Consider the following 20,370-nt stretch of genomic DNA (forward strand, 5'->3'; position numbering starts at 1 on the left):
TGCCTTTGCTGCGCGACTGCGGAGAGTGCGCGGGGGCGCGGGGGCGCAGCGGGCATGAATCATGCTGAATCACTGCCACAGGGAAACAAATAGAGACGCACCGGCCGGCACGACCAGCCGGCACAACAAGCACACACACCAGACGCGTAGCGATACGGAAGAGCACACCCATGATCCAACGTTTGAAGATCGGCAGCCGCCTGGCCTTCGGTTTTTGCCTCATCCTCCTGCTGGCCACGGCCATCCTCCTCATCGGCCTGTGGCGCATGGCCGAGCTGGAAGCGGCCAGCGAATATGTGATCGACGAGAAAGTGGCCGCCATGACGGCCGCCATGAACATGCGCGAGGCCGGCAGCCAACTGGCGCTGGCCCTGCGCAAGGTGGTCACGCCCACCGATGCCGCCGAGGGCAAGGCCGAGGATGCGCATCTGACCAAGATCCTGCAAGCCTATGCCGGCTTTGAAAAGCAGATCACCGAATTGTCCCCCACCGGACGTGGCAAGGAATTGCTCAACGCTGCCAGCGGCGAGAGCAAACGGCTCTTTCCTATCGTCGAGACGATTCGCCAGCAGATCGCCAGCAACAACTACTTTGATGCCGCCCAATTGCTCAAGAGTGATTTCCTGCCGGCCCATGACAAGTGGATGGCCAGTGTCGGCGCTCTGGCGGCGTTCCAGCAGGATGACATGAAGGACGCCCACGCCCACGCCAAGGACAGCTATCGCAAGGCGCAGATCGGCATGCTGCTCATGGGCGTGCTCACGCTGGGCCTGGGTTTCTTCTTCACCTTCGTCATCACGCGCTCCATCGTCGGGCCCTTGAAGCGCGCCGGCAATATCGCCGAGACGATTTCGCGCGGCGACCTCACCCAAGAGTTCCACGATCATGGCCGTGATGAAGCCGCCACCATGGTCAACGCCCTGGAAGCCATGCAGACCAATCTGGCCGCCACGCTCAACGAGGTCAAGGAGAGCGCCGCGGTCATCGCCGTGGCCTCGCACGAGATCGCGCGCGGCAACGTGGACCTGTCCAACCGCACCGAATCGCAGGCCTCCAGCCTGGAAGAAACCGCCAGCTCCATGGAGCAGCTCACCTCCACCGTGCAGCAGAACGCCGAGAATGCGCGCCAGGCCAATCAACTGGTGGTCTCGGCCTCGGACTACGCCACCAAGGGCGGACGCGTGGTGGGCGATGTGGTCGCCACCATGGGCTCGATCAAGGAAAGCTCCAGCAAGATCGTCGACATCATCGGCGTGATCGATGGCATTGCCTTCCAGACCAATATCCTGGCGTTGAACGCAGCGGTGGAAGCGGCACGCGCCGGCGAGCAAGGGCGCGGCTTTGCCGTGGTCGCCTCGGAAGTGCGGGCGCTGGCCCAGCGCAGCGCGGCTGCCGCCAAGGAAATCAAGGGCCTCATCAGTGATTCGGTGGAGAAGGTCGATGCCGGGGGCAAGCTGGTCGATGAAGCCGGCGCGACCATGAGCGAAATCGTCACCTCGGTCAAGCACGTGGCCGACATCATGGGCGAGATCACCGCCGCCAGCCAGGAGCAGAGCGCCGGCATCGCCGAAGTCAATCACGCCATCACCCAGATCGACGAGATCACCCAGCAGAACGCCGCCCTGGTCGAACAGGCCGCCGCTGCCGCCGAGAGCCTGCAAGAGCAAGCCGATGTGCTGGCCCGCGCAGTGGCGGTGTTCCGTCTCAAGACCGCACAAGCCCAGGGCAGCATTCCGGCACCCTCGCCGATGCCGGCACCTGCTGCTCCCCTGCGTACCGTCAATGCGCCAGCGGCAGTAGCCGCCGCCCGCCCGGTGGCCAGCCTGCCTGCGGCCGCACCGGCCAAGCGCAAGCCGGCGGCGCTGGCGCGGGATGATGAATTCGAAGAGTTCTGATTGCGCAGGCTGGCGTTGATGTGAGCGTCAGCTCGCCAGAGACAGAGATCGGCAAGCAACGCCACCGTCCCCAGGACGGTGGCGTTTTGTCATCTTGCCGGCCGGCAAGCAAAAAAGGTGAGAATTTAAGATAATCCGTAAGTTGCCGTTAAGCTATACCAATTGCAGCAGGCGCGTCGCATCGTTCCGGAAAGGGGAGGAAGGGCGACCGTCTGCGCGGCCAGGGGAAGAGCATCGCGTCGGGGGCTGGGCAGCACACAGGGCCCCGGATGACGAGCGTGCGCCAAGACATGCGCCCTGGGAGAGCGCTACGGCACGTCCTCTTCATCCACCGGAATCCATCCATGTCCATCAAGAACCTATCGATCAAGGCGCAACTCGCCATTGCCATCCTTGTGCTCGCCGCCCTGCTGGTGGCCATTGGCGCCTCGGGCCTGCTCGGCATGTCGGCCGCCGTCAGCATCAATGCCCAGCTGTCCCAGGAGCGCCTGCCCAAGACGGTGGCGGCCGACAACACGCTGATCTGGATCGGCCGACAGCGGACTTCGCTGGATCAGGCCGCCCTCACCAATGATCCCGCCTGGGCCGAACGCATGTATGGCATGGATGCCAACGCGCGCAAGGAAGCCCTGCAGTGGTGGGGCAAGTACACCGCGCTGCCCCAGACGGAAGAAGGGCGCGTGATGGTGAAGAAGGTCTCCGAAGGCATCGACAAGACCGAACAGGAACTGACCCGCTTTGCCGAGGTGATCAAGGCGGGCGACCGCCAGGCCATCGCCGACCAGGCGCGCAAGGTCGGCACCATCTATACCGCCATGCAACTGGATGGCCAGGCCTTGAGCAAATACGAGACCGAGCAGGCGGCCCAGAGTGCAGGCGCTTCAATGGCCCGCTACGAGGCCTCGCGCAACTTCTCCATTGTCGCCATCGTGGCCGGTCTGCTGCTGGCCTTCTACAGCTGGTGGTCACTGCGCCGCGCCATCGGCGAACCGATGCAGCGCGCCCTGCGTCATTTCGACGCCATTGCCGCTGGTGACTTGACCGAGTCGGTCCACGTCCATTCCCGCAATGAGATGGGGCAATTGCTGGAAGGCCTCAAGCGGATGCAGGAAAGCCTCTCGCGTACCGTGCAGGCAGTGCGCAGCGGCAGCGACGCCATTTCCATCGCCACCCGCGAGATTGCCTCGGGCAACCTGGACCTGTCCTCGCGCACCGAGCAGCAGGCGGCCTCGCTGGAAGAGACCGCGTCGAGCATGGAAGAGCTGACCACCACCGTCAAGCACAACGCCGACAATGCCCGCCAGGCCACCACGCTGGCAGTGAACGCCTCCACCATTGCCGCCGATGGCAATGCCGTGGTCGGTCGGGTGGTGCAGACCATGGAAGAGATCCGCGCCAGTTCGGCCAAGATCACCGATATCGTCAGCATCATCGATGGCATCGCTTTCCAGACCAACATCCTGGCCTTGAACGCAGCGGTGGAAGCCGCCCGCGCGGGCGAGCAGGGACGCGGCTTTGCGGTCGTCGCCACCGAAGTGCGCGCGCTGGCGCAGCGTTCTTCCAGCGCCGCCAAGGAAATCAAGGAACTGATCATGCACTCGGTCGACCGCGTCCAGGCGGGCTCGGAGCTGGTGGGTCAGGCGGGCGACACCATGAGCGACGTCATCAACGCAGTGCAGCGCGTGACTGACATCATGAGCGAGATCTCGGCCGCGTCCAACGAACAGAGCGCTGGCATTGACCAGGTCTCGCACGCAGTGACGCAGATGGATGAAGCCACCCAGCAGAACGCTGCGCTGGTGGAGCAGGCCAGTGCCGCTGCCAAGTCGCTTGAGCAGCAGGCTCAGGCGCTGATGCAGGAAGTGGCGATCTTCCGTGTCAGCGGCCAGGCAGTGATGCAGCCGGCAGCCACCTCGTCCAGGGCGACGGTCAAGCCGGCCGCCAAGCCAGCGATGAAGCCGGCATCGGCAGCACCCGCCATGCCAGTGGCCAAGGCCGCTTCCGCATTGAAGCGCCCGGCGCTGCCCGCCACTGCCGCTGCTCCCGCCGCCAAGCCGACTGTCCGTGGCGTTCCCGCCGGTGATGGCGGAGATTGGGAAACCTTCTGACTTTCAGGTTTTGCTGAGTTTTTCGAGGCGGATGAACATCAGTCCGACCGGAAAAAAATAAAAAATTAAAAAATTAAAAATGGAAAGCGCCGCGACCAGCCATGCCAGTCGCGGCGCTTTTGTTTGTACCGATAGGGTGGGGGAGTTGCTTTTCGCTCAGCGCGGGTGATGCTTGCCACTGGTGGCCAGCAGTTCGGGCGCGATCACGGCCTTGAGGTAATTGGTGGTCACGTCACCACGATCACGCTGGGCGATCCACCAGACATTGGCCTTGCGCAGCGACCATTCCTGCGGCTGGCCGCCGATCAGTTGCGAGGCGACCAGGCCCAGTGTGGGCTGGTGCCCGACGATGAGCACCGGCTCGCGGCTGTCGGGCCAGTTGGCCGCGCGCAGCAGATCCTCGGCGCTCATGTTGGGGGCCAGGTCGGCCACCACCTTGTACTTGCGCTTCAAGGCTTCCACCGTCTGCAAGGTGCGGGTGGCCGGGCTGACCAGGATACGACAGCTTTCCGGCAGGTTGCGGTCCAGCCATTCCGCCATCTTGGCGGCGTGCTTGTGTCCCTTGGGGGTGAGGGCGCGCCCTTCGTCAGGTTCGCCCAGTTCGGCCTCGGCATGCCGCCATAGAATCAGGTCCATCTCAACTCCTCAGGTAAGCCGCCATGGCGCCGCCGGTCCATCCTTCACTCTTCCGGCGGCGTAGCCGGGATGCCCAGCGTGTTCATCAGGTATTGCTGGGCGTTGAAGGTCTGCTGCCTGCTGCGCGGTTTCTTCTGCGTATAGACGCCATTGATGTCCAGGTGCCAGGAATGCGTATTGTCTTTCAGATAGGGATTGAGGCCTTCCGAAATGACGCGCTTCTTCAGGCTCTTGTCCAGCACCGGGAAAGCGACTTCGATGCGGCGGAACAGGTTGCGGTTCATCCAGTCGGCGCTGGCCAGGTAGACATCATGCGCCAGGTCGTTGCGGAAATAATAGATGCGCGAGTGTTCCAGGTAGCGGCCAATGATGGAGCGTACCTTGATGTTCTCGGACAGGCCCGGTACGCCCGGACGCAAGGCGCAGGCCCCGCGCACGATCAGGTCGATCTTCACGCCATCGGCCGAGGCGGCATAGAGCGCCCGGATCACCGATTCATCCAGCAGTGCATTCATCTTGGCGATGATGCGCGCCGGCCGTCCTTCGCGGGCGATCTGTCCTTCGTTGCGGATGGCGCGGATGATTTCCTTCTGCAAGGAGAACGGCGCCAGCCACAGATGGGTCAGGTTGCGCGGCTTGGTCAGGCTGGTGAGGTGGATGAAGACCTCGTTGACTTCGGCGGTGAGCTGCTGGTTGGAGGTCAGGAGACCAAAGTCGGTATAGAACTTGGTGGTGTTGGGGTGGTAGTTGCCGGTGCCGAGGTGGGCGTAGAAGCGCAGGCCCTGGTCTTCATCACGGCGGATCACCAGCGCCAGCTTGGCATGGGTCTTCAGGCCCACCACGCCATAGACCACCTGCGCGCCCGCCTGCTCCAGCTTGACCGCCCAGTTGATGTTGGCCTCTTCATCGAAGCGCGCCATCAGTTCCACGATCACCGTCACTTCCTTGCCGTGCTGGGCCGCGTAGATCAGCGCCTCCATCAGGTCCGAATTCATGCCGGTACGGTAGATGGTCTGCTTGATGGCCAGCACGCCCGGATCGTGGGCGGCGGTGCGGATGAAGTCGACCACCGGCTGGAAGGACTGGAAAGGGTGGTGCAGCAGCACGTCCTTCTTGTCGAGCGCGGCGAAGATGTTCTCGTTGACCAGTTGCGGCGGCAGCGTGGGAGAGAAGGGCGGGAAGCGCAACTCCGGCTGGTTGACCAGGTTGGCGAGCTCGCCCAGGCGCACCATGTTCACCGGCCCCTGCACGGCATACAGGCGGTTGCGTTCGATATTGAACTGGTTCAGCAGCAACTGCGCCAGGTGTTCCGGGCAATTGGCCGCCACTTCCAGGCGCACGGCCACGCCGAACTGGCGGCTCTGCAATTCGGTCTCCAGCGCCTGGCGCAGGTTCTTGACCTCTTCTTCATCGACCCACAGGTCGCTGTTGCGGGTGACGCGGAATTGTGAATAGGCGGTGATTTCCCGCCCTGGGAACAGGTCGGCGATGTGTGCATGGATCACCGAGGAGAGCAGGCAGAACGACGACTGCCCCTTGGCCGAGAGATTGTCGGGCAGCTTGATCACGCGCGGCAGCACGCGCGGGGCCTTGATGATGACGATGCCAGTGCCGCGCCCGAAGGCGTCCTTGCCCGAGAGCTCGATGATGAAATTGAGGCTCTTGTTATGGACCTGCGGGAAAGGGTGGGCCGGGTCCAGCCCGATGGGCGTCAACAGCGGCCGCACATGCTGTTCGAAATAGTGTTTCACCCAGGCGCGCTGGGCCTCGTTGCGGTCATCGTGACGCAGCAGGTGGATGCCGTTGGCGGCCAGCTGCGGCAGGATTTCATCGTTGAGCAGTTCGTACTGGCGCGCCACGATGCGGTGGCATTCGGCGCTGGTGCGCTCCAGCGCTGCGCGCAGCTCGGGCGGATCGATGTTCTCGCCCTCGATGCGGTTGGCCAGCAGGCTGGCGATGCGCACCTCGAAGAATTCGTCCAGGTTGCTGCTGCAGATGCACAAATACCGCAGGCGCTCCAGCAGCGGCACGCTGTCGTCCTCGGCCTGGGCCAGTACGCGGCGGTTGAAGGCAAGCTGCGAGAGCTCGCGGTTAAGGTAGATCGTATTAACGGGAAGTTCAGGTTGGGTGCTGCTTTCCGGTTTTACTTTTCTGGTCATCAAGAGTCCCTGTCCATCCAGTTTGAGCGGGCAGTGTATTGAGGAGGTATGACGAGTTTATGACAAGTATTATGACGCTTTGTCATTTTTTCTCAGCAGAAAATATCATATTTTCGATGTGATGAATGCAAGATCTCTGCCGCCTCAGCTGATTGACTGACGCTGCAACAGAACTGTCAGGAAAGCCCCTCCAGCGCCAGCCTACGCGCCTTTTCGGGGTGCTTTATCGTGTTCGGGATGCTTTCCTGCAGGAAAGTATGGCCTGCCCAAAGATGACAAGTTTGGGTCATAAACTCGTCACATTAGCTGGTTAAAGTTCGCCCTGTCTCAGAAGTCATCCCTCCCACCGTGATGTTTCTTGCTGACGTCCTCTCTCAAAATCATAGGAGTAGTTGAAATGGGGTTTAACCAACTGATCAAATCTGTTGCAGTCGCAGTGGCCGGCGCTTTCGCTTTCAGCGGTGCCGCTCATGCAGCAGAAATCACCGGCGCTGGCGCCTCCTTCCCGTACCCGGTCTACGCCAAGTGGGCTGAGCTGTACAAGGCCGCTACCGGTAACAGCCTGAACTACCAGTCCATCGGTTCGGGTGGCGGTATCAAGCAGATCAAGGCCAAGACCGTTGACTTCGGCGCTTCCGACGCACCGCTGCCGCAGAACGAACTGGCTGAAGCCGGCCTGACCCAGTTCCCCGCCGTGGTGGGTGGCGTGGTTCCCGTGGTCAACCTGGATGGCGTGACCCCGGGTCAGATCAAGCTGTCGGGCCAAGTGCTGGGCGACATCTACGCCGGCAAGATCACCAAGTGGAATGCACCGGAAATCACCGCCCTGAACCCGGGCGTGAAGCTGCCCAATGAAGACATCACCGTGGTCTACCGTTCGGACGCATCGGGCACCTCCTACGTGTTCACCTCCTACCTGTCCAAGGCCAACGCTGACTTCAAGAGCAAGATCGGCGCCGGCACTGCCGTGAAGTGGCCCACCGGCGTGGGTGGCAAGGGTAACGAAGGCGTTGCCGCCAACGTGCAGAAGGTCAAGGGCGCCATCGGCTACGTCGAGTACGCCTACGTCAAGAAGAACAAGCTGAACTACACCCAGCTCAAGAACAAGGACGGCAACTTCGTCTCCCCGGACGATTCCTCCTTCAAGGCCGCGACCGCCCACGGCGACTGGGCCAAGACCCCTGGTTTCGCTGTTGACTTCACTGACGCTGCCGGCAAGGAATCCTGGCCGATCTCCAGCGCCACCTTCATCCTGCTGCACAAGGAACAGGCTGGCGATGGCGCCAAGGGCAAGGAAGTCCTGAAGTTCTTCGACTGGGCCTACAAGAACGGCGGCAAGGTCGCCGCTGACCTGGACTACGTGCCGCTGCCGGATTCGGTCACCAAGCTGGTGGAAGATTCCTGGAAGAGCAACGTGAAGGACAGCAGCGGCAAGGCCATCTGGTAATCCAGTAGTGCCATACCGCGCCGGGCCAGCAGGCCCGGCCAAGCAAGCCTCTCCCCACGGAGTATTCGGGCCATCGCAGCGAAAACGAGCAACTCTGGACATCAGAGCATTCGCGGCGATGGCCCGTTTTAATGGTGAATTCAAATGAGCGCTAATTATTCCACCACGGCAATGTCGAATACCGAAATCAAAAAATCCCCGACAGAGACTGAAAGTGCGCAGGTCGCGCGCGAGAAGTTGATGGCCGTCATGCGCCGCCAGCGACTGCAGGATTTCTTTTTCCACAAGATCACCCTGATCTTCGCCCTGTCCGTACTGCTGATGCTGGGCGGGATCATCGTCTCCCTCATCATCGGTTCTGCGCCAGCCTTCCAGGCTTTCGGCCCGGGCTTCATCACCCGCGTCGAATGGGATCCGACCAATAATGAATTCGGCGCCATGATCGCCATCGTCGGCACGCTGTCGACCTCGATCATCGCCTTGCTGATCGCCTTCCCGGTCAGCTTCGGCATCGCCCTGTTCCTGACCGAAATCTGCCCCGCCAAGCTGCGCCGCCCGCTGGGCACCTGCGTGGAACTGCTGGCGGGCGTGCCCTCCATCATCTACGGCATGTGGGGCCTGTTCGTGTTCGCGCCGCTGTTCTCAGAATATGGCCAGCCCTTCCTGAAGGCCACGCTGGGCCAGATCCCCGGCATCGGCGTGCTGTTCTCGGGCCCCACCATGGGCATTGGCATCCTGACCGCCGGCCTGATCCTGTCGGTGATGATCATCCCCTTCATCTCCTCGGTCATGCGCGACGTGTTCGAAGTGGTGCCGGCAGTCCTGAAGGAATCGGCCTATGGCCTGGGCTGCACCCGCTGGGAAGTGGTGCGCAAGGTGGTGCTGCCCTATACCAAGACCGGTGTGGTCGGCGGCGTCATGCTGGGCCTGGGCCGCGCGCTGGGTGAAACCATGGCGGTCACCTTCGTGATCGGCAACTCGCACCGCCTGTCCTGGTCGCTGTTCTCGGCCGGCAACTCGATTGCCTCGACGCTGGCCAATGAAATCGCCGAAGCCTCCAGCAAGCTGCACGTGTCCTCGCTGTTTGCGCTGGGCCTGATCCTGTTCGTCATCACCTTCATCGTCCTGTCCGCCGCCAAGATCATGTTGATGGGCATGACCCGCAAGGAAGGAGCCAAATAATGAGCCAGACCGTACAAGCCGGCGTACAACACGCCGATCAGGCGCAAGCCATGAACCCCGTCTACCGCCGTCGCCTCATGCAGCATCGCATGGGCATGCTATTCTCCTTCCTGGCCATGGGCCTGGGCCTGTTCGTGCTGGCCTGGATCCTGCTGACCCTGGTCGTCAAGGGGGTGGCTGCGCTGAACCTGGGCCTGCTGACCGAAAACACCCCGGGTCCGGGCGACGCCGGCGGCGGCCTGTTGAACCCCATCGTCGGCTCGCTGATGATGGTCGGTATCAGCACCATCATCAGCACCCCGATCGGCATTCTGGCCGGCGTCTACCTGGCTGAGTATGGCGAAGAAAGCAAGCTGGCCCAGGTGACCCGCTTCGTCACCGACATCATGCTGTCGGCCCCCTCCATCGTGATTGGTCTGTTCATCTACGCCATCTACGTGGCCAACGTGAACCACTTCTCGGGCTGGGCCGGTACCTTCGCCATCTCGCTCATCGCCATTCCGGTGGTGGTGCGTACCACCGACAACATGTTGAAGCTGGTGCCGAGCGGTCTGCGTGAAGCCGCCTTCGCCCTGGGTGCCCCGCGCTGGAAGGTGGCCATCATCGTGCGCCTGCGCGCCGTCAAGGCGGGCGTGGTGACCGGTGTGCTGCTGGCGGTGGCCCGTATCTCTGGCGAGACCGCACCGCTGCTCTTCACCGCCCTCAACAACCAGTTCTTCAGCACCAACATGAACCGTCCGATTGCCAACCTGCCGGTGGTGATCAACCAGTTCGCCATGAGCCCGTATGACAACTGGGTCTCGCTGGCATGGGGCGGCGCCTTGCTGATCACTTTCAGCGTGCTGCTGCTCAACGTGCTCTCGCGCACCCTGTTCAAGCAACAAATCCCCGGCTAATTCTCCAAGTGACCGACATGACTACTGCTCATCAAATGGCAAGCCACGCTTCGACTGCACCCGCCAACGCCGCTGCGCCCAAGAAGGCTACGCTGGAAGTCTCGCAACTCAATTTCTACTACGGCGGATTCCAGGGTCTGAAGAACATCAACCTCAACATCTGGGAAGGCAAGGTCACCGCCTTCATCGGTCCCTCCGGCTGCGGCAAGTCCACGCTGCTGCGCACCTTCAACCGCATGTATGACCTCTACCCCGGCCAGCGCGCCGAGGGCAAGATCATCTACGCCGGCAACAACATCCTCGAAGCCGGTCAGGACCTGAACATGCTGCGCGCCAAGGTCGGCATGGTGTTCCAGAAGCCGACCCCGTTCCCGATGTCGGTGTACGACAACATCGCCTTCGGTATCCGCCTGTATGAAAACCTGCCCAAGGGCGAGATGGACGAGCGCGTCGAATGGGCGCTCAACAAGGCGGCACTGTGGGGTGAAGTCAAGGACAAGCTGAACAAGAGCGGCCTGTCGCTCTCCGGCGGTCAGCAACAGCGCCTGTGTATCGCGCGCGGCGTGGCGGTGAAGCCCGAAGTGCTGCTGCTGGATGAACCGACCTCGGCGCTGGACCCGATCTCGACGGCCAAGGTGGAAGAGCTGATCGGTGAGTTGAAGAACGACTACACCATCGCCATCGTGACCCACAACATGCAGCAGGCGGCGCGCTGCTCGGATTACACCGCTTATATGTACCTGGGCGAACTGGTGGAGTTTGGCGAGACGGACCAGATCTTCATGAATCCGGTGCGCAAAGAAACCCAAGACTACATCACCGGCCGCTTTGGCTGATCGAACCGTCGTCTCGGCTACTGCGCGCTCCGATTTCGCGTCTGCGAGGCTCGCCGTACGCCTGTACGGCTGCGCTTCTCGACGCGAACTCGAAGCGCTCGCTACGCCGATACGACGATTCCACAGAGTAGTCAGGGCACATATTTTTTATAGAAATTCTTTTTAGGGACGTCATATGACCGGCGATCATTCCTCCAAACAGTATGACCAGGATCTGGAGCAGATCCGCTCCAAGGTGCTTGCCATGGGCGGCATGGTGGAACACCAGTTCCAGGATGCGATTGCGGCTTTCCGTAGCGGTAACCTCGAAGTGGCGCACCGCGTGATGAAGGACGATGAGGCAGTCAATCGCCTGGAAGTCGAACTCGATGACGCTTGCAGCCACCTGATCGTGCGCCGTCAGCCGACTGCCAATGACCTGCGTACCGTCATGGCGACCATCAAGATCATCACCGACCTGGAGCGCGTGGGCGATGAGGCGACCAAGATCGCACGTACTGCGATCCATCTGCACAAGCGCGGCATCGGCCTGATCTCGCATTACGAAACCGTGAGCCTGATCGCCGAACAGGCCATGGACCAGTTGCGCAGCGCCCTGGATGCCTTTGCCCGCCTGGATGACCAGCAGGCGCTGGAACTGATCAAGGCCGATGAACGCATCGACCATGGCTTCCGTTCCATCACCCGCAGCCTCATCACCTTCATGATGGAAGATCCGCGCACCATCTCCGGCTCCATCGATACCCTGTGGGTGGCCAAGGCCATCGAGCGTATCGGTGATCATGCCAAGAACATCGCCGAATACGTCGTCTACGTGGTCGGCGGCAAGGATATCCGTCATACCGACTTCGGCTCGGCCAAGGCAACCCCGGAAGAAGACTGAGCACGACGGCGCCGGTGGGGGCAGCAGGGGAATGCTGCCGCTACCGGATTGCGGAGGGGAGAGCCGCGATATTGCTACCAGCCCTATACCCATGACTACTATCCTCATCGTCGAAGACGAACCCTCCATTGCCGAACTGATTGCCTTCACGCTCAAGGAGGCAGGCTGGTCCAGCTTCGTCGTCTCCAACGCGGCGGCGGCCTGGGACTTCGTGCAGCATCGCGCGCCGCAACTGGTGCTGCTGGACTGGATGCTGCCCGACCGCAGCGGCCTGCACCTGCTCTCGCGCATCCGCGCCGACCGCCAGCTGCAGCAGCTCTCGGTCATCATGCTCACCGCCAAGAGCATGGAAGAAGACAAGATCGCCGGCCTCGACAATGGCGCCGATGACTACATCACCAAGCCCTTCTCGCCGCGCGAACTGACCGCGCGCATCAAGGCGCTGCTGCGCCGCAAGAGCCCCGAGCACGCGCAGGAAGTGATGTCGGCTGGCCCCATCACGCTCGATCCGGCCAGTTGCTCGGTGAGCCTGTCGGGCGCGCGCATCGATATCGGCCACGCCGAATACAAGCTCCTGAAGTTCTTCCTGGCCCATCCTGATCGCGTCTTTTCGCGCAGCCAGTTGCTGGACCGCGTCTGGGGCGACCATGTGGTGATCGAGGAGCGTACCGTGGATGTCCACGTGCTGCGCCTGCGCAAGGCCCTGCGCGATGCCGAATACCTCATCAAGACGGTGCGCAGCGTGGGCTACATGCTCTCCACCAAATAAGCCCGAACACGACCCAAGCCAAAGCCAAAGCCGCCCGCATCAGCCATAATCACGCGACAATTACAAATTCGGCGCGCGGGCGCTTGCAAGATCTAACTGCCAAATCAATGAGTCCTCAACTATTGTTCTGGATTCCCGCTGCATTACGCCTGGTGCTTTGCCTGGCCGGAGCGGGAGTCGTCGGTTTCTTTTTCGGTCCCATCGCGGGCCTCGTGACAGCGGTGCTGGGCGTGGGCGCGATGATGATCACCCATCTGCATTACCTGCTACGCCTGTCCACCTGGCTGGATGATTCGGGCCAGTCGCGCCTGCCCGATGGCTGGGGCGCGTGGACTGACGTCTATGCGCGCCTGTACCGCATGCGCCGCGACGACGAAAGGAACCAGGCCGAACTGACCGAGTGGCTGGCGCGTTTCCGCCAGGCCATGAGCCTGCTGCCCGATGGCGTGGTGATCATGGACGATGTGCTCTTCCTCGAATGGTGCAACCCGGCCGCACAGTCGCACCTGGGCCTGAAGCTGGACCGCGACAAGGGCATGCGCGTGACCAACCTGATCCGCAATCCGGCCTTTATCGACTACATCATCCTCGGTCGCTACGAACAGCCGCTGACGATGACGCTGCATGAGCGCAAGCTGATCATTCAGATCATCCCCTTCGAAAACCGGCGTCAGATCCTGGTCACCCATGACGTGACCGAGTCGGAGCGTATCGACATGATGCGCCGCGACTTCGTGGCCAATGCCTCCCATGAATTGCGCACGCCGCTGACGGTGATCAATGGTTTCCTGGAGATCGCCCTGGCCCAGCCCAATCTGGAAGAGGGCACGCGCATGGCCCACCTGAAGTTGATGACCGAACAAGGTCAGCGCATGCAGAACCTGATCGATGACATGCTGACCCTCACGCGGCTGGAGTCGATCGACTATCCCCTGCGCACCGAGGTGCTGCGCGTGCGCCCGCTGCTGGAGCGCATCGCCGAGGAGGGCCGCGCCCTGTCGGCGGGCAAGCACGAAATCGTGCTGACCATCGATGGTCCCGACCTGAAGGGCAATGCCGAGGAATTGCGCAGTGCCTTCACCAACCTGGTCACCAACGCCGTGCGCTATACCCCCGAGGGCGGCCGCATCATCCTGCGCTGGCAGAGCGACGAGCAGGGCGCGCATTTTGCGGTGCAAGATACCGGCATTGGCATCAGCCCCGAGCATATCTCGCGCCTGACCGAACGCTTCTACCGAGTCGACAAGAGCCGTTCCCGCGAAACCCAGGGCACCGGCCTGGGCCTGGCCATCGTGCGCCATGTGCTGCTGCGCCACCATGCCACGCTGGAAATCGCCTCCGTGCCTGACCACGGCAGCACCTTCACCGCGCATTTCCCTTCGACCCAGACCATCCAGGACTATGCTCCGGTGCCCTGATTGTGGATGCGTGACCACGGCCCATGCGATTTAGAAAGGATGCTTCGGCATCCTTTTTTCTTCTTTGAAGCGGTCTTGGGCGCGTGATAATGCGCTGTATCGTAATACTGACGCCTCGTCAGTAAGTACAAATACGAATGCCTTGCCAAGGTGCAAGTAGGAACAATACCGCACCGCAGGGATCGGCGCCGGCCACCGGGAATCAACGGCGCCTTTTCCTCAAGCTGTCTTCTGACACCAGCAGTTTTTTTCGCATCGACGAGATGAGGGATGTCTGACATGAAGCACGGCGACCTATCCAACCGATCAACCGATGACTTGATGGCGCCGCGCTCAGGAAATCCCTGATCGCGGTTCCTGACGTGTGCCTGCACACTCAGCGTGCGCCCCGCTGTTGCCTGCGGGCAGCTGCGGAGCCTGCGCTCGTCGCCGACCAGTATTTTTGCCCAGAGAGAAAAGAATGCGCTACTTCGCCAACATGAAAATCGGTCGCCGCCTGGCCCTGGGGTTTGCCGTCATCCTGGCCGCCGCCAGCGTGGTCGTAGCCCTGTCGATCTGGCGCCTGCAAGGCATCGCCGCCGCCACCGACGAAATGATGCACGAGCCCCTGACCAAGGAGCGGCTGGTCTCGGACTGGTACCGCACCATCCACACCAGCGTGCGGCGCACCACCGCCATTGCCAAGAGTTCCGATCCCAGCCTGGCGGCTTTCTTCGCCGACGATGCCGCCGCCGCCAGTCGCATGTCGACCGAGCAGCAGAAGGCCATCGAAGCGCTGATCGAGTCGGATGAGGAAAAGGCCGTCTTCACCAAGCTGGGCGCGGTGCGCAAGGATTACATCAAGTACCGCGACGCCATCTCCAAGGCCAAGGCCGAGGGCCGCACGGAGGAGGCCGCCCAGATCCTGGCCGGTCCCTTCGATGTGGCCGGCAAGGGCTATCTCGACCTGTTGCAACAATTGCTGACGCTGCAACGCGCCAATATCGACCAGGTCGCGCTCCACATCCAGGCGGTCTATCGCGAAAGCCGCAACCTCATGCTGGCCCTGGCCGTGCTGCAGGTCGTGCTGGGCTGGCTGTTTGCCCGCACCCTGGCGCTGGGCATCACCCGCCCGCTGGAACAGGCGGTGGAGGTGGCCGAAGCCGTGGCCGCCGGCGACCTCACCCATCGCATCGATGAGCGCCTGGCCGCGCGTGGTGATGAAACCGGCAAGCTCATGCATGCCCTGCATGCCATGACCGGCAATCTCGCCCGTATCGTCGGCCAGGTGCGCGGCGGCACAGATGCGATTGCCACCGCATCGAAGGAAATCGCCACCGGCAACCTCGACCTGTCGGCGCGCACCGAACGCCAGGCCGGCGCGCTCGAAGAGACCGCCTCGGCCATGGAAGAACTGACCTCTACCGTATCGCAGAATGCCGACAACGCGCGCCAGGCCAACCAGCTCGCCGCCTCCGCCTCATCGGTGGCGCAGCAGGGCGGGGAAGTGGTGGCGCAGGTCATTTCCACCATGGGCTCGATCAATGAGTCCTCGCGCAAGATCGTCGATATCATCAGCGTCATCGACGGCATCGCCTTCCAGACCAACATCCTGGCCCTGAACGCCGCAGTGGAAGCCGCACGCGCCGGCGAACAGGGCAGGGGCTTTGCGGTGGTCGCTTCGGAAGTGCGCTCGCTGGCCCAGCGCTCGGCCTCGGCCGCCAAGGAAATCAAGGCCTTGATCGACGACTCCGTGGCCAAGGTCGGCTCCGGCAGCGAACTGGTCACCCGTGCCGGCAGCACCATGGATGAAGTGGTGACTAGCGTGCGCCAGGTCGCTGACATCGTCTCCGAGATCAGCGCCGCCAGCAGCGAACAGAGCGATGGCATCAGCCAGGTCAACCTGGCCATCACCGACATGGACCAGACCACCCAGCAGAACGCCGCCCTGGTCGAAGAAGCGGCTGCTGCCGCCGAAGCCATGCAGGAACAGGCGGCGCGCCTGTCTGAAGTGGTCAGCCAGTTCAAGCTGCTGGGGCAAGACCAGATCGCTTACGCCTCCCGCAGCGCGGTCGATATCACGCCGCCCTTGCCGGCCTTGCGCTAAGCCGCGTCTCATAAAAAATTACCCGCCTGTGTGGCGGGTAATTTCTTTGTCGGCGGCAACGTGGTGGTTGCAAAAATGATTTATATCATTTATATAATTTTCGGTCGATGCAGCGATTGCCTCAGTAGGTCGCGCGACCGCCGGAGAGATCGAACACCGACGCCGTGGTAAAGGAATTTTCTTCCGACACCAGCCAGGCCACCATGGCCGCCAGCTCCTCCACCTTCACGAAGCGCGCACGCGGGATCTTCGAGAGCATGTAGTCGATATGCGCCTGGGTGCACTGTTCCAGGATGCGGGTCTGCGCTGCCGCCGGGGTGATGGCGTTCACCGCAATGTTCTTGGTCGCGGTTTCCTTGCCCAGGCTCTTGGTCAGCGCAATCATGCCGGCCTTGGCCGCGCTGTAGGCCGAGGCGGTGGGATTGCCTTCCTTGCCGGCGATGGAAGCGATGTTGACGATGCGTCCATAGTTCTGCGCGATCATCCGTTGCACCACCACCTGGTTGACGTAGAACGCCCCATTGAGGTCGATATCGATGACGCGGCGCCATTCCTCCGGGGAATACTCCGCCACCGGATTATTCTGTCCGGCAATACCAGCGCTATGCACCAGGATATCGATGGATTGGGTCAGTTTCTCGGTGGCCTCGATGGCTTGCTGCACATCGGTCTGGCTGGAGATATCGACCTTGACGGTCTCCACATTGCCCAGTGATTCGAGCTTGCGGCGCGCCTCGGCCAGCGCCTTCTCGTCCATGTCCCACAGCACTACCTTCGCCTTGCCCTGCAACAGGCGCTCGGCCACGGCATAGCCAAAGCCCTGCGCGCCGCCCGTGATGATGGCGCTACGGCCCTGGAAATCGTAGTGATTCATTGTCTCTCCTTCCCTGGTTCGGTCATTGGATGGCGCAGGCGCGTGGGCCTGCGCATTCTTGTTCTTGTTCCGGATGGGTGACGCAGCGCTGCCGCAGGGGGCAGCGCCAGGCATTGCGCTTTTGCTGATGCCTTATGCGTCGATGGTCTTCTGCTCTTGCTCGCCCAGGCCGTCGATGCCCAGGCGAATGGTCTGGCCAGCGCGCAGGTAGACCGCTTCCGGCTTGACGCCCATGCCCACGCCCGGCGGCGTGCCGGTGGAGATGACATCGCCCGGCTGCAGGCTCATGAAGCGCGACAGGTAGGACACGATATGCGCCACGTTGAAGATCATGGTGCTGGTATTGCCGTTCTGATAGCGCTTGCCATCCACTTCCAGCCACATGCCCAGCTTTTGCGGATCGGCCACTTCATCGCGGGTCACCAGCCAGGGGCCGATGGGGCCGAAGGTATCGCAGCCCTTGCCCTTGTCCCAGGTACCGCCGCGTTCGATCTGGTATTCGCGCTCGGAGACGTCGTTGACCACGCAATAGCCGGCCACGTGGGACATGGCGTCCTTTTCCTCGATGTAGGCGCCGCCCTTGCCGATGATCACGCCCAGTTCCACTTCCCAGTCGGTCTTCTTGGAGCCGCGCGGGATCTTGACGTTGTCATTGGGGCCGACCACGGCCGAGGTCCACTTGTTGAACACCACCGGTTCGGCCGGGATGGGCAGGTTGGATTCGGCGGCGTGATCCGCGTAGTTCAGGCCGATGCAGATGAACTTGCCGATATTGCCCACGCAGGCGCCGATACGGGGATTGCCTTCCACCACCGGCAGGGTGTTGAGGTCGAGCTTGCGGATCTTTTCCAGCGAGGCATCGTCCAGCACGGCGCCGTTGACGTCCTTGATATGCGCCGACAGGTCGCGGATCTTGCCAGCCTGATCCAGAATGCCGGGCTTTTCCTGCCCAACCGGGCCGTAACGCAGTAATTTCATCGTGTTTCCTTGAAGAAAGAGTTGTCTCGGATCGGCGCCGATGCCGGCTTGCGGCTGGTGCAGGTGCTGCAGTTGCAGCCAGGGCGCGCAAGGGCGTGGGATCGCCTGTCGTTTTGGAAGTTGGATATTACCAGTTTATTGGTAAGACCAATAGGCCAATGGGTGAATTTTCAGGCCAGGAGCGCAGCTATCGAAAAAAATTGTAGTTGGACGTGAAAAATTATATTCGGATGCGGTGCCCTTAAAAATGAAGAACTTACAGGGGCAGCTTTCTGGGGTGGTGATTTTATTTGGACTGAAATGCTGAGCTCGGCAGCAAATTCACCGGGCTCTCAAGGACGAGCTAATACATATCAGGTTGATCTAAGGATGAGCATCTAACGTGAGGCTGCGACTGTCGAGTATCGAAATCTGGCAGAAAGAAGCCTTGATGAGGTCAGAAAATGAAAAAAAACCGTTTTAAGAAAAATATTTTTTGTCCCCGTTTTTCGGCTTTTAGTAGGGCTGTTTTAGGCGCGTTTCTGATGATTCTGCTGGGTAACAAATTGAGTTGGTTTTCACGCCTTAAAAGTACTTCCAATACAAAGAATGCGACTTCTATACATCTTGTGTAAATGGAAACGCATCCCCGGAGAGCATCAAAAAAAGCGATTGTGAGTAACTAGATCTAGATTTTATGAGGTGTCTAGGAATATATTTTAAATAGTATAAATAATTTATTAATTTAAAATTCCCGAGTGCGAAATGTTTACTGTCCAGTCGTGGGCCAACATGGATCAATAAGATTTTCCGCCCAGCGAGGAGGGGGCTCTGCAGCGAAGGAAATCGGGTCGAGAACGGGGGGGCGAGGCTAGCGATGAGCCGTTGACATTGGAAAATCGAACGAGCAAGATGCGTCTTCTCAAATTCCAGATCATGGAATTTGACTGACCGAGTTGAATGATCTAGCGAGTGAGATGCTGAACTTGATGAATAGCAAAAGCGCAGCAGAGTAGTCTAAAAAGCAATTCGCCCAGAACGAGGGGGGAGTTGCTAAAGGCCCAGAAACGAAAAACCGACCCGGAGGTCGGCTGATCGAGGCAAGTGATCTTCGTAACGGCAAGAAGCACATGCGCGAGTGGAATCCGCATAGTGCCGTTACCGACACACCTCGTCAAGCCCTTCCCACGTCTTTTTGCAATGTAGTACGTAAAAATTGCCTATTTGGCAATTTTAAAGGGGAAGTCATGTCTAGTTCCAATGTAGATGAGAAGTCGGGGCTTTCTCCGACGCCCATTCTCAATGGGCAACAAGCCGATGTTTCTGCTCCTGCCAAACCTCGGCGCGCATCTCCTCGTAGTCCTCAACAGAGGCAAAAGCGCGCACTGTCTCAGAACAGAGGGCTAGGGGACGGCGAAGCCTATCAATCGTTTATACGTGTCGAGCGATCCGACTTCAGCAGTAGAGGATTGTCAACTATTTGGCTTGATCCGCTGAATCCTAAGCTTGTGTCGCACCTCTTGAGCGATCTAGAGCGATACGTGTTGCTACATTTGGCGGCCGTTGGCGCCACTTTGAAAAGTCAGTATCCGCTGTGGAGAGCCGGCGTCGAGCCGGAATTTCTTCGAATATGTGCATCACCCGATGAGGGAACCGTGCGGATTGCCAAGGAGCTAGGGTTTAAACATCCGGTCGTTGGAGGGGAGACTATGGTGCTGACTGTTGATCTTCTGGCTGTCCTTCCGGGAGGGCAGTTTCTTGCAATTTACGCCAAGTACGAAAAAGATCTGCCGGCACAAGGCACACGCGGTTATGAGCTCTATTTGATAGCTAAAGAATACTGGCGTCGCCGAAGCACTGAGATGCTTGTCCTTACTGAACGCGGGGCGAAGATTGACTTGGTGCTGACTTGGCTCGAATGGGCCTCATCTATCCGAGGAATGTATGTGGTCGGCTCAGCGAGTCAGCTGCTGGCCCTCGTTGATCGCCTTGTGTGCCAAACGGACAGTGAACTATCAATGAATTCGCGTTTTGAGTTCTTTAGTGAGTCGAGCAATGAGATCGTTCACGCATTGAAATACGCCATTTGGGTTGGACGGGTATTTATCGAGTGGCCAAACAAAGCCGACCTGACTCTTTGCTGGGATATCCGTTTTTCCCCTACCGCAAATTCCAACGGCTATCAGCGTATCGCCGCGATGGCAACGAAGCTGTAGGCCTGGAA

At 60.7% G+C, this 20,370-nt stretch carries 15 protein-coding genes; 11 read left to right on the forward strand and 4 right to left on the reverse strand.

All coding sequences use genetic code 11. The annotated features are described in order from the left end of the window. Window positions 1-170 precede the first annotated feature (170 nt). Window positions 171-1,895, forward strand: coding sequence for a methyl-accepting chemotaxis protein (locus BGK68_RS12395; RefSeq protein WP_075257343.1), 1,725 nt, complete (start codon window positions 171-173; stop codon window positions 1,893-1,895). 344 nt (window positions 1,896-2,239) lie between these two features. Continuing rightward, the gene (locus BGK68_RS12400) at window positions 2,240-4,003 is read left to right on the forward strand and encodes a methyl-accepting chemotaxis protein (protein WP_075257344.1); all 1,764 of its coding nucleotides are present in this window, start codon (window positions 2,240-2,242) and stop codon (window positions 4,001-4,003) included. A 156-nt stretch (window positions 4,004-4,159) separates the two neighbouring features. Here BGK68_RS12400 and BGK68_RS12405 read toward each other — a convergent pair whose 3' ends face one another. Continuing rightward, window positions 4,160-4,639, reverse strand: coding sequence for a SixA phosphatase family protein (locus BGK68_RS12405; RefSeq protein ID WP_075257345.1), 480 nt, complete (start codon window positions 4,637-4,639; stop codon window positions 4,160-4,162). A gap of 44 nt (window positions 4,640-4,683) precedes the next feature. Next, window positions 4,684-6,798 (reverse strand): polyphosphate kinase 1, encoded by a 2,115-nt coding sequence (gene ppk1 / locus BGK68_RS12410; protein ID WP_075257346.1) that lies wholly within the window; start codon window positions 6,796-6,798, stop codon window positions 4,684-4,686. A 397-nt stretch (window positions 6,799-7,195) separates the two neighbouring features. On the opposite strand from ppk1, the gene pstS reads away from it, so the two are divergent. The 8 genes from pstS to BGK68_RS12450 all read left to right on the forward strand — a co-directional run bounded on the left by pstS (window position 7,196) and on the right by BGK68_RS12450 (window position 16,315). Beyond that, entirely contained in the window at window positions 7,196-8,245 is a 1,050-nt protein-coding gene (gene pstS, locus BGK68_RS12415) for a phosphate ABC transporter substrate-binding protein PstS (protein WP_013233277.1), read from the forward strand. Between the two features lie 171 nt (window positions 8,246-8,416). Further along, window positions 8,417-9,427, forward strand: a complete 1,011-nt coding sequence (gene pstC, locus BGK68_RS12420; RefSeq protein ID WP_075257347.1) for a phosphate ABC transporter permease subunit PstC — start codon at window positions 8,417-8,419, stop codon at window positions 9,425-9,427. Continuing rightward, window positions 9,427-10,323, forward strand: a complete 897-nt coding sequence (gene pstA / locus BGK68_RS12425) for a phosphate ABC transporter permease PstA (protein WP_075257348.1) — start codon at window positions 9,427-9,429, stop codon at window positions 10,321-10,323. Before pstC ends, pstA begins: the two co-directional genes overlap by 1 nt. A 35-nt stretch (window positions 10,324-10,358) precedes the next feature. Beyond that, window positions 10,359-11,159: a phosphate ABC transporter ATP-binding protein PstB gene (pstB, locus tag BGK68_RS12430; RefSeq protein ID WP_075257349.1), complete on the forward strand. Its 801-nt coding sequence runs from the start codon at window positions 10,359-10,361 to the stop codon at window positions 11,157-11,159. Between the two features lie 175 nt (window positions 11,160-11,334). Next, on the forward strand, window positions 11,335-12,042 hold the full coding sequence (gene phoU, locus BGK68_RS12435; protein WP_075257350.1) for a phosphate signaling complex protein PhoU: 708 nt from the start codon (window positions 11,335-11,337) through the stop codon (window positions 12,040-12,042). Window positions 12,043-12,133: 91 nt separating this feature from the next. Then, on the forward strand, window positions 12,134-12,811 hold the full coding sequence (locus BGK68_RS12440) for a response regulator (protein ID WP_006464987.1): 678 nt from the start codon (window positions 12,134-12,136) through the stop codon (window positions 12,809-12,811). 107 nt (window positions 12,812-12,918) lie between these two features. Then, on the forward strand, window positions 12,919-14,229 hold the full coding sequence (gene phoR / locus BGK68_RS12445) for a phosphate regulon sensor histidine kinase PhoR (protein WP_075257351.1): 1,311 nt from the start codon (window positions 12,919-12,921) through the stop codon (window positions 14,227-14,229). Window positions 14,230-14,689: 460 nt separating this feature from the next. Beyond that, window positions 14,690-16,315, forward strand: a complete 1,626-nt coding sequence (locus BGK68_RS12450; RefSeq protein WP_075257352.1) for a methyl-accepting chemotaxis protein — start codon at window positions 14,690-14,692, stop codon at window positions 16,313-16,315. A gap of 121 nt (window positions 16,316-16,436) precedes the next feature. Here the strand turns inward: BGK68_RS12450 and BGK68_RS12455 are convergent, their stop codons facing one another. Together BGK68_RS12455 and BGK68_RS12460 are read right to left on the reverse strand one after the other, a co-directional pair. After that, complete coding sequence (locus tag BGK68_RS12455) at window positions 16,437-17,189, reverse strand: SDR family NAD(P)-dependent oxidoreductase (protein ID WP_075257353.1); 753 nt, start codon at window positions 17,187-17,189, stop codon at window positions 16,437-16,439. 132 nt (window positions 17,190-17,321) lie between these two features. Continuing rightward, window positions 17,322-18,167, reverse strand: coding sequence for an ureidoglycolate lyase (locus tag BGK68_RS12460; RefSeq protein WP_075257354.1), 846 nt, complete (start codon window positions 18,165-18,167; stop codon window positions 17,322-17,324). 1,226 nt (window positions 18,168-19,393) lie between these two features. On the opposite strand from BGK68_RS12460, the gene BGK68_RS12465 reads away from it, so the two are divergent. Continuing rightward, on the forward strand, window positions 19,394-20,362 hold the full coding sequence (locus tag BGK68_RS12465; RefSeq protein ID WP_158035445.1) for a PDDEXK family nuclease: 969 nt from the start codon (window positions 19,394-19,396) through the stop codon (window positions 20,360-20,362). Window positions 20,363-20,370: the final 8 nt, after the last annotated feature.

Source organism: Herbaspirillum camelliae, from assembly GCF_001929405.1.
GTDB lineage: Bacteria > Pseudomonadota > Gammaproteobacteria > Burkholderiales > Burkholderiaceae_D > Herbaspirillum > Herbaspirillum seropedicae.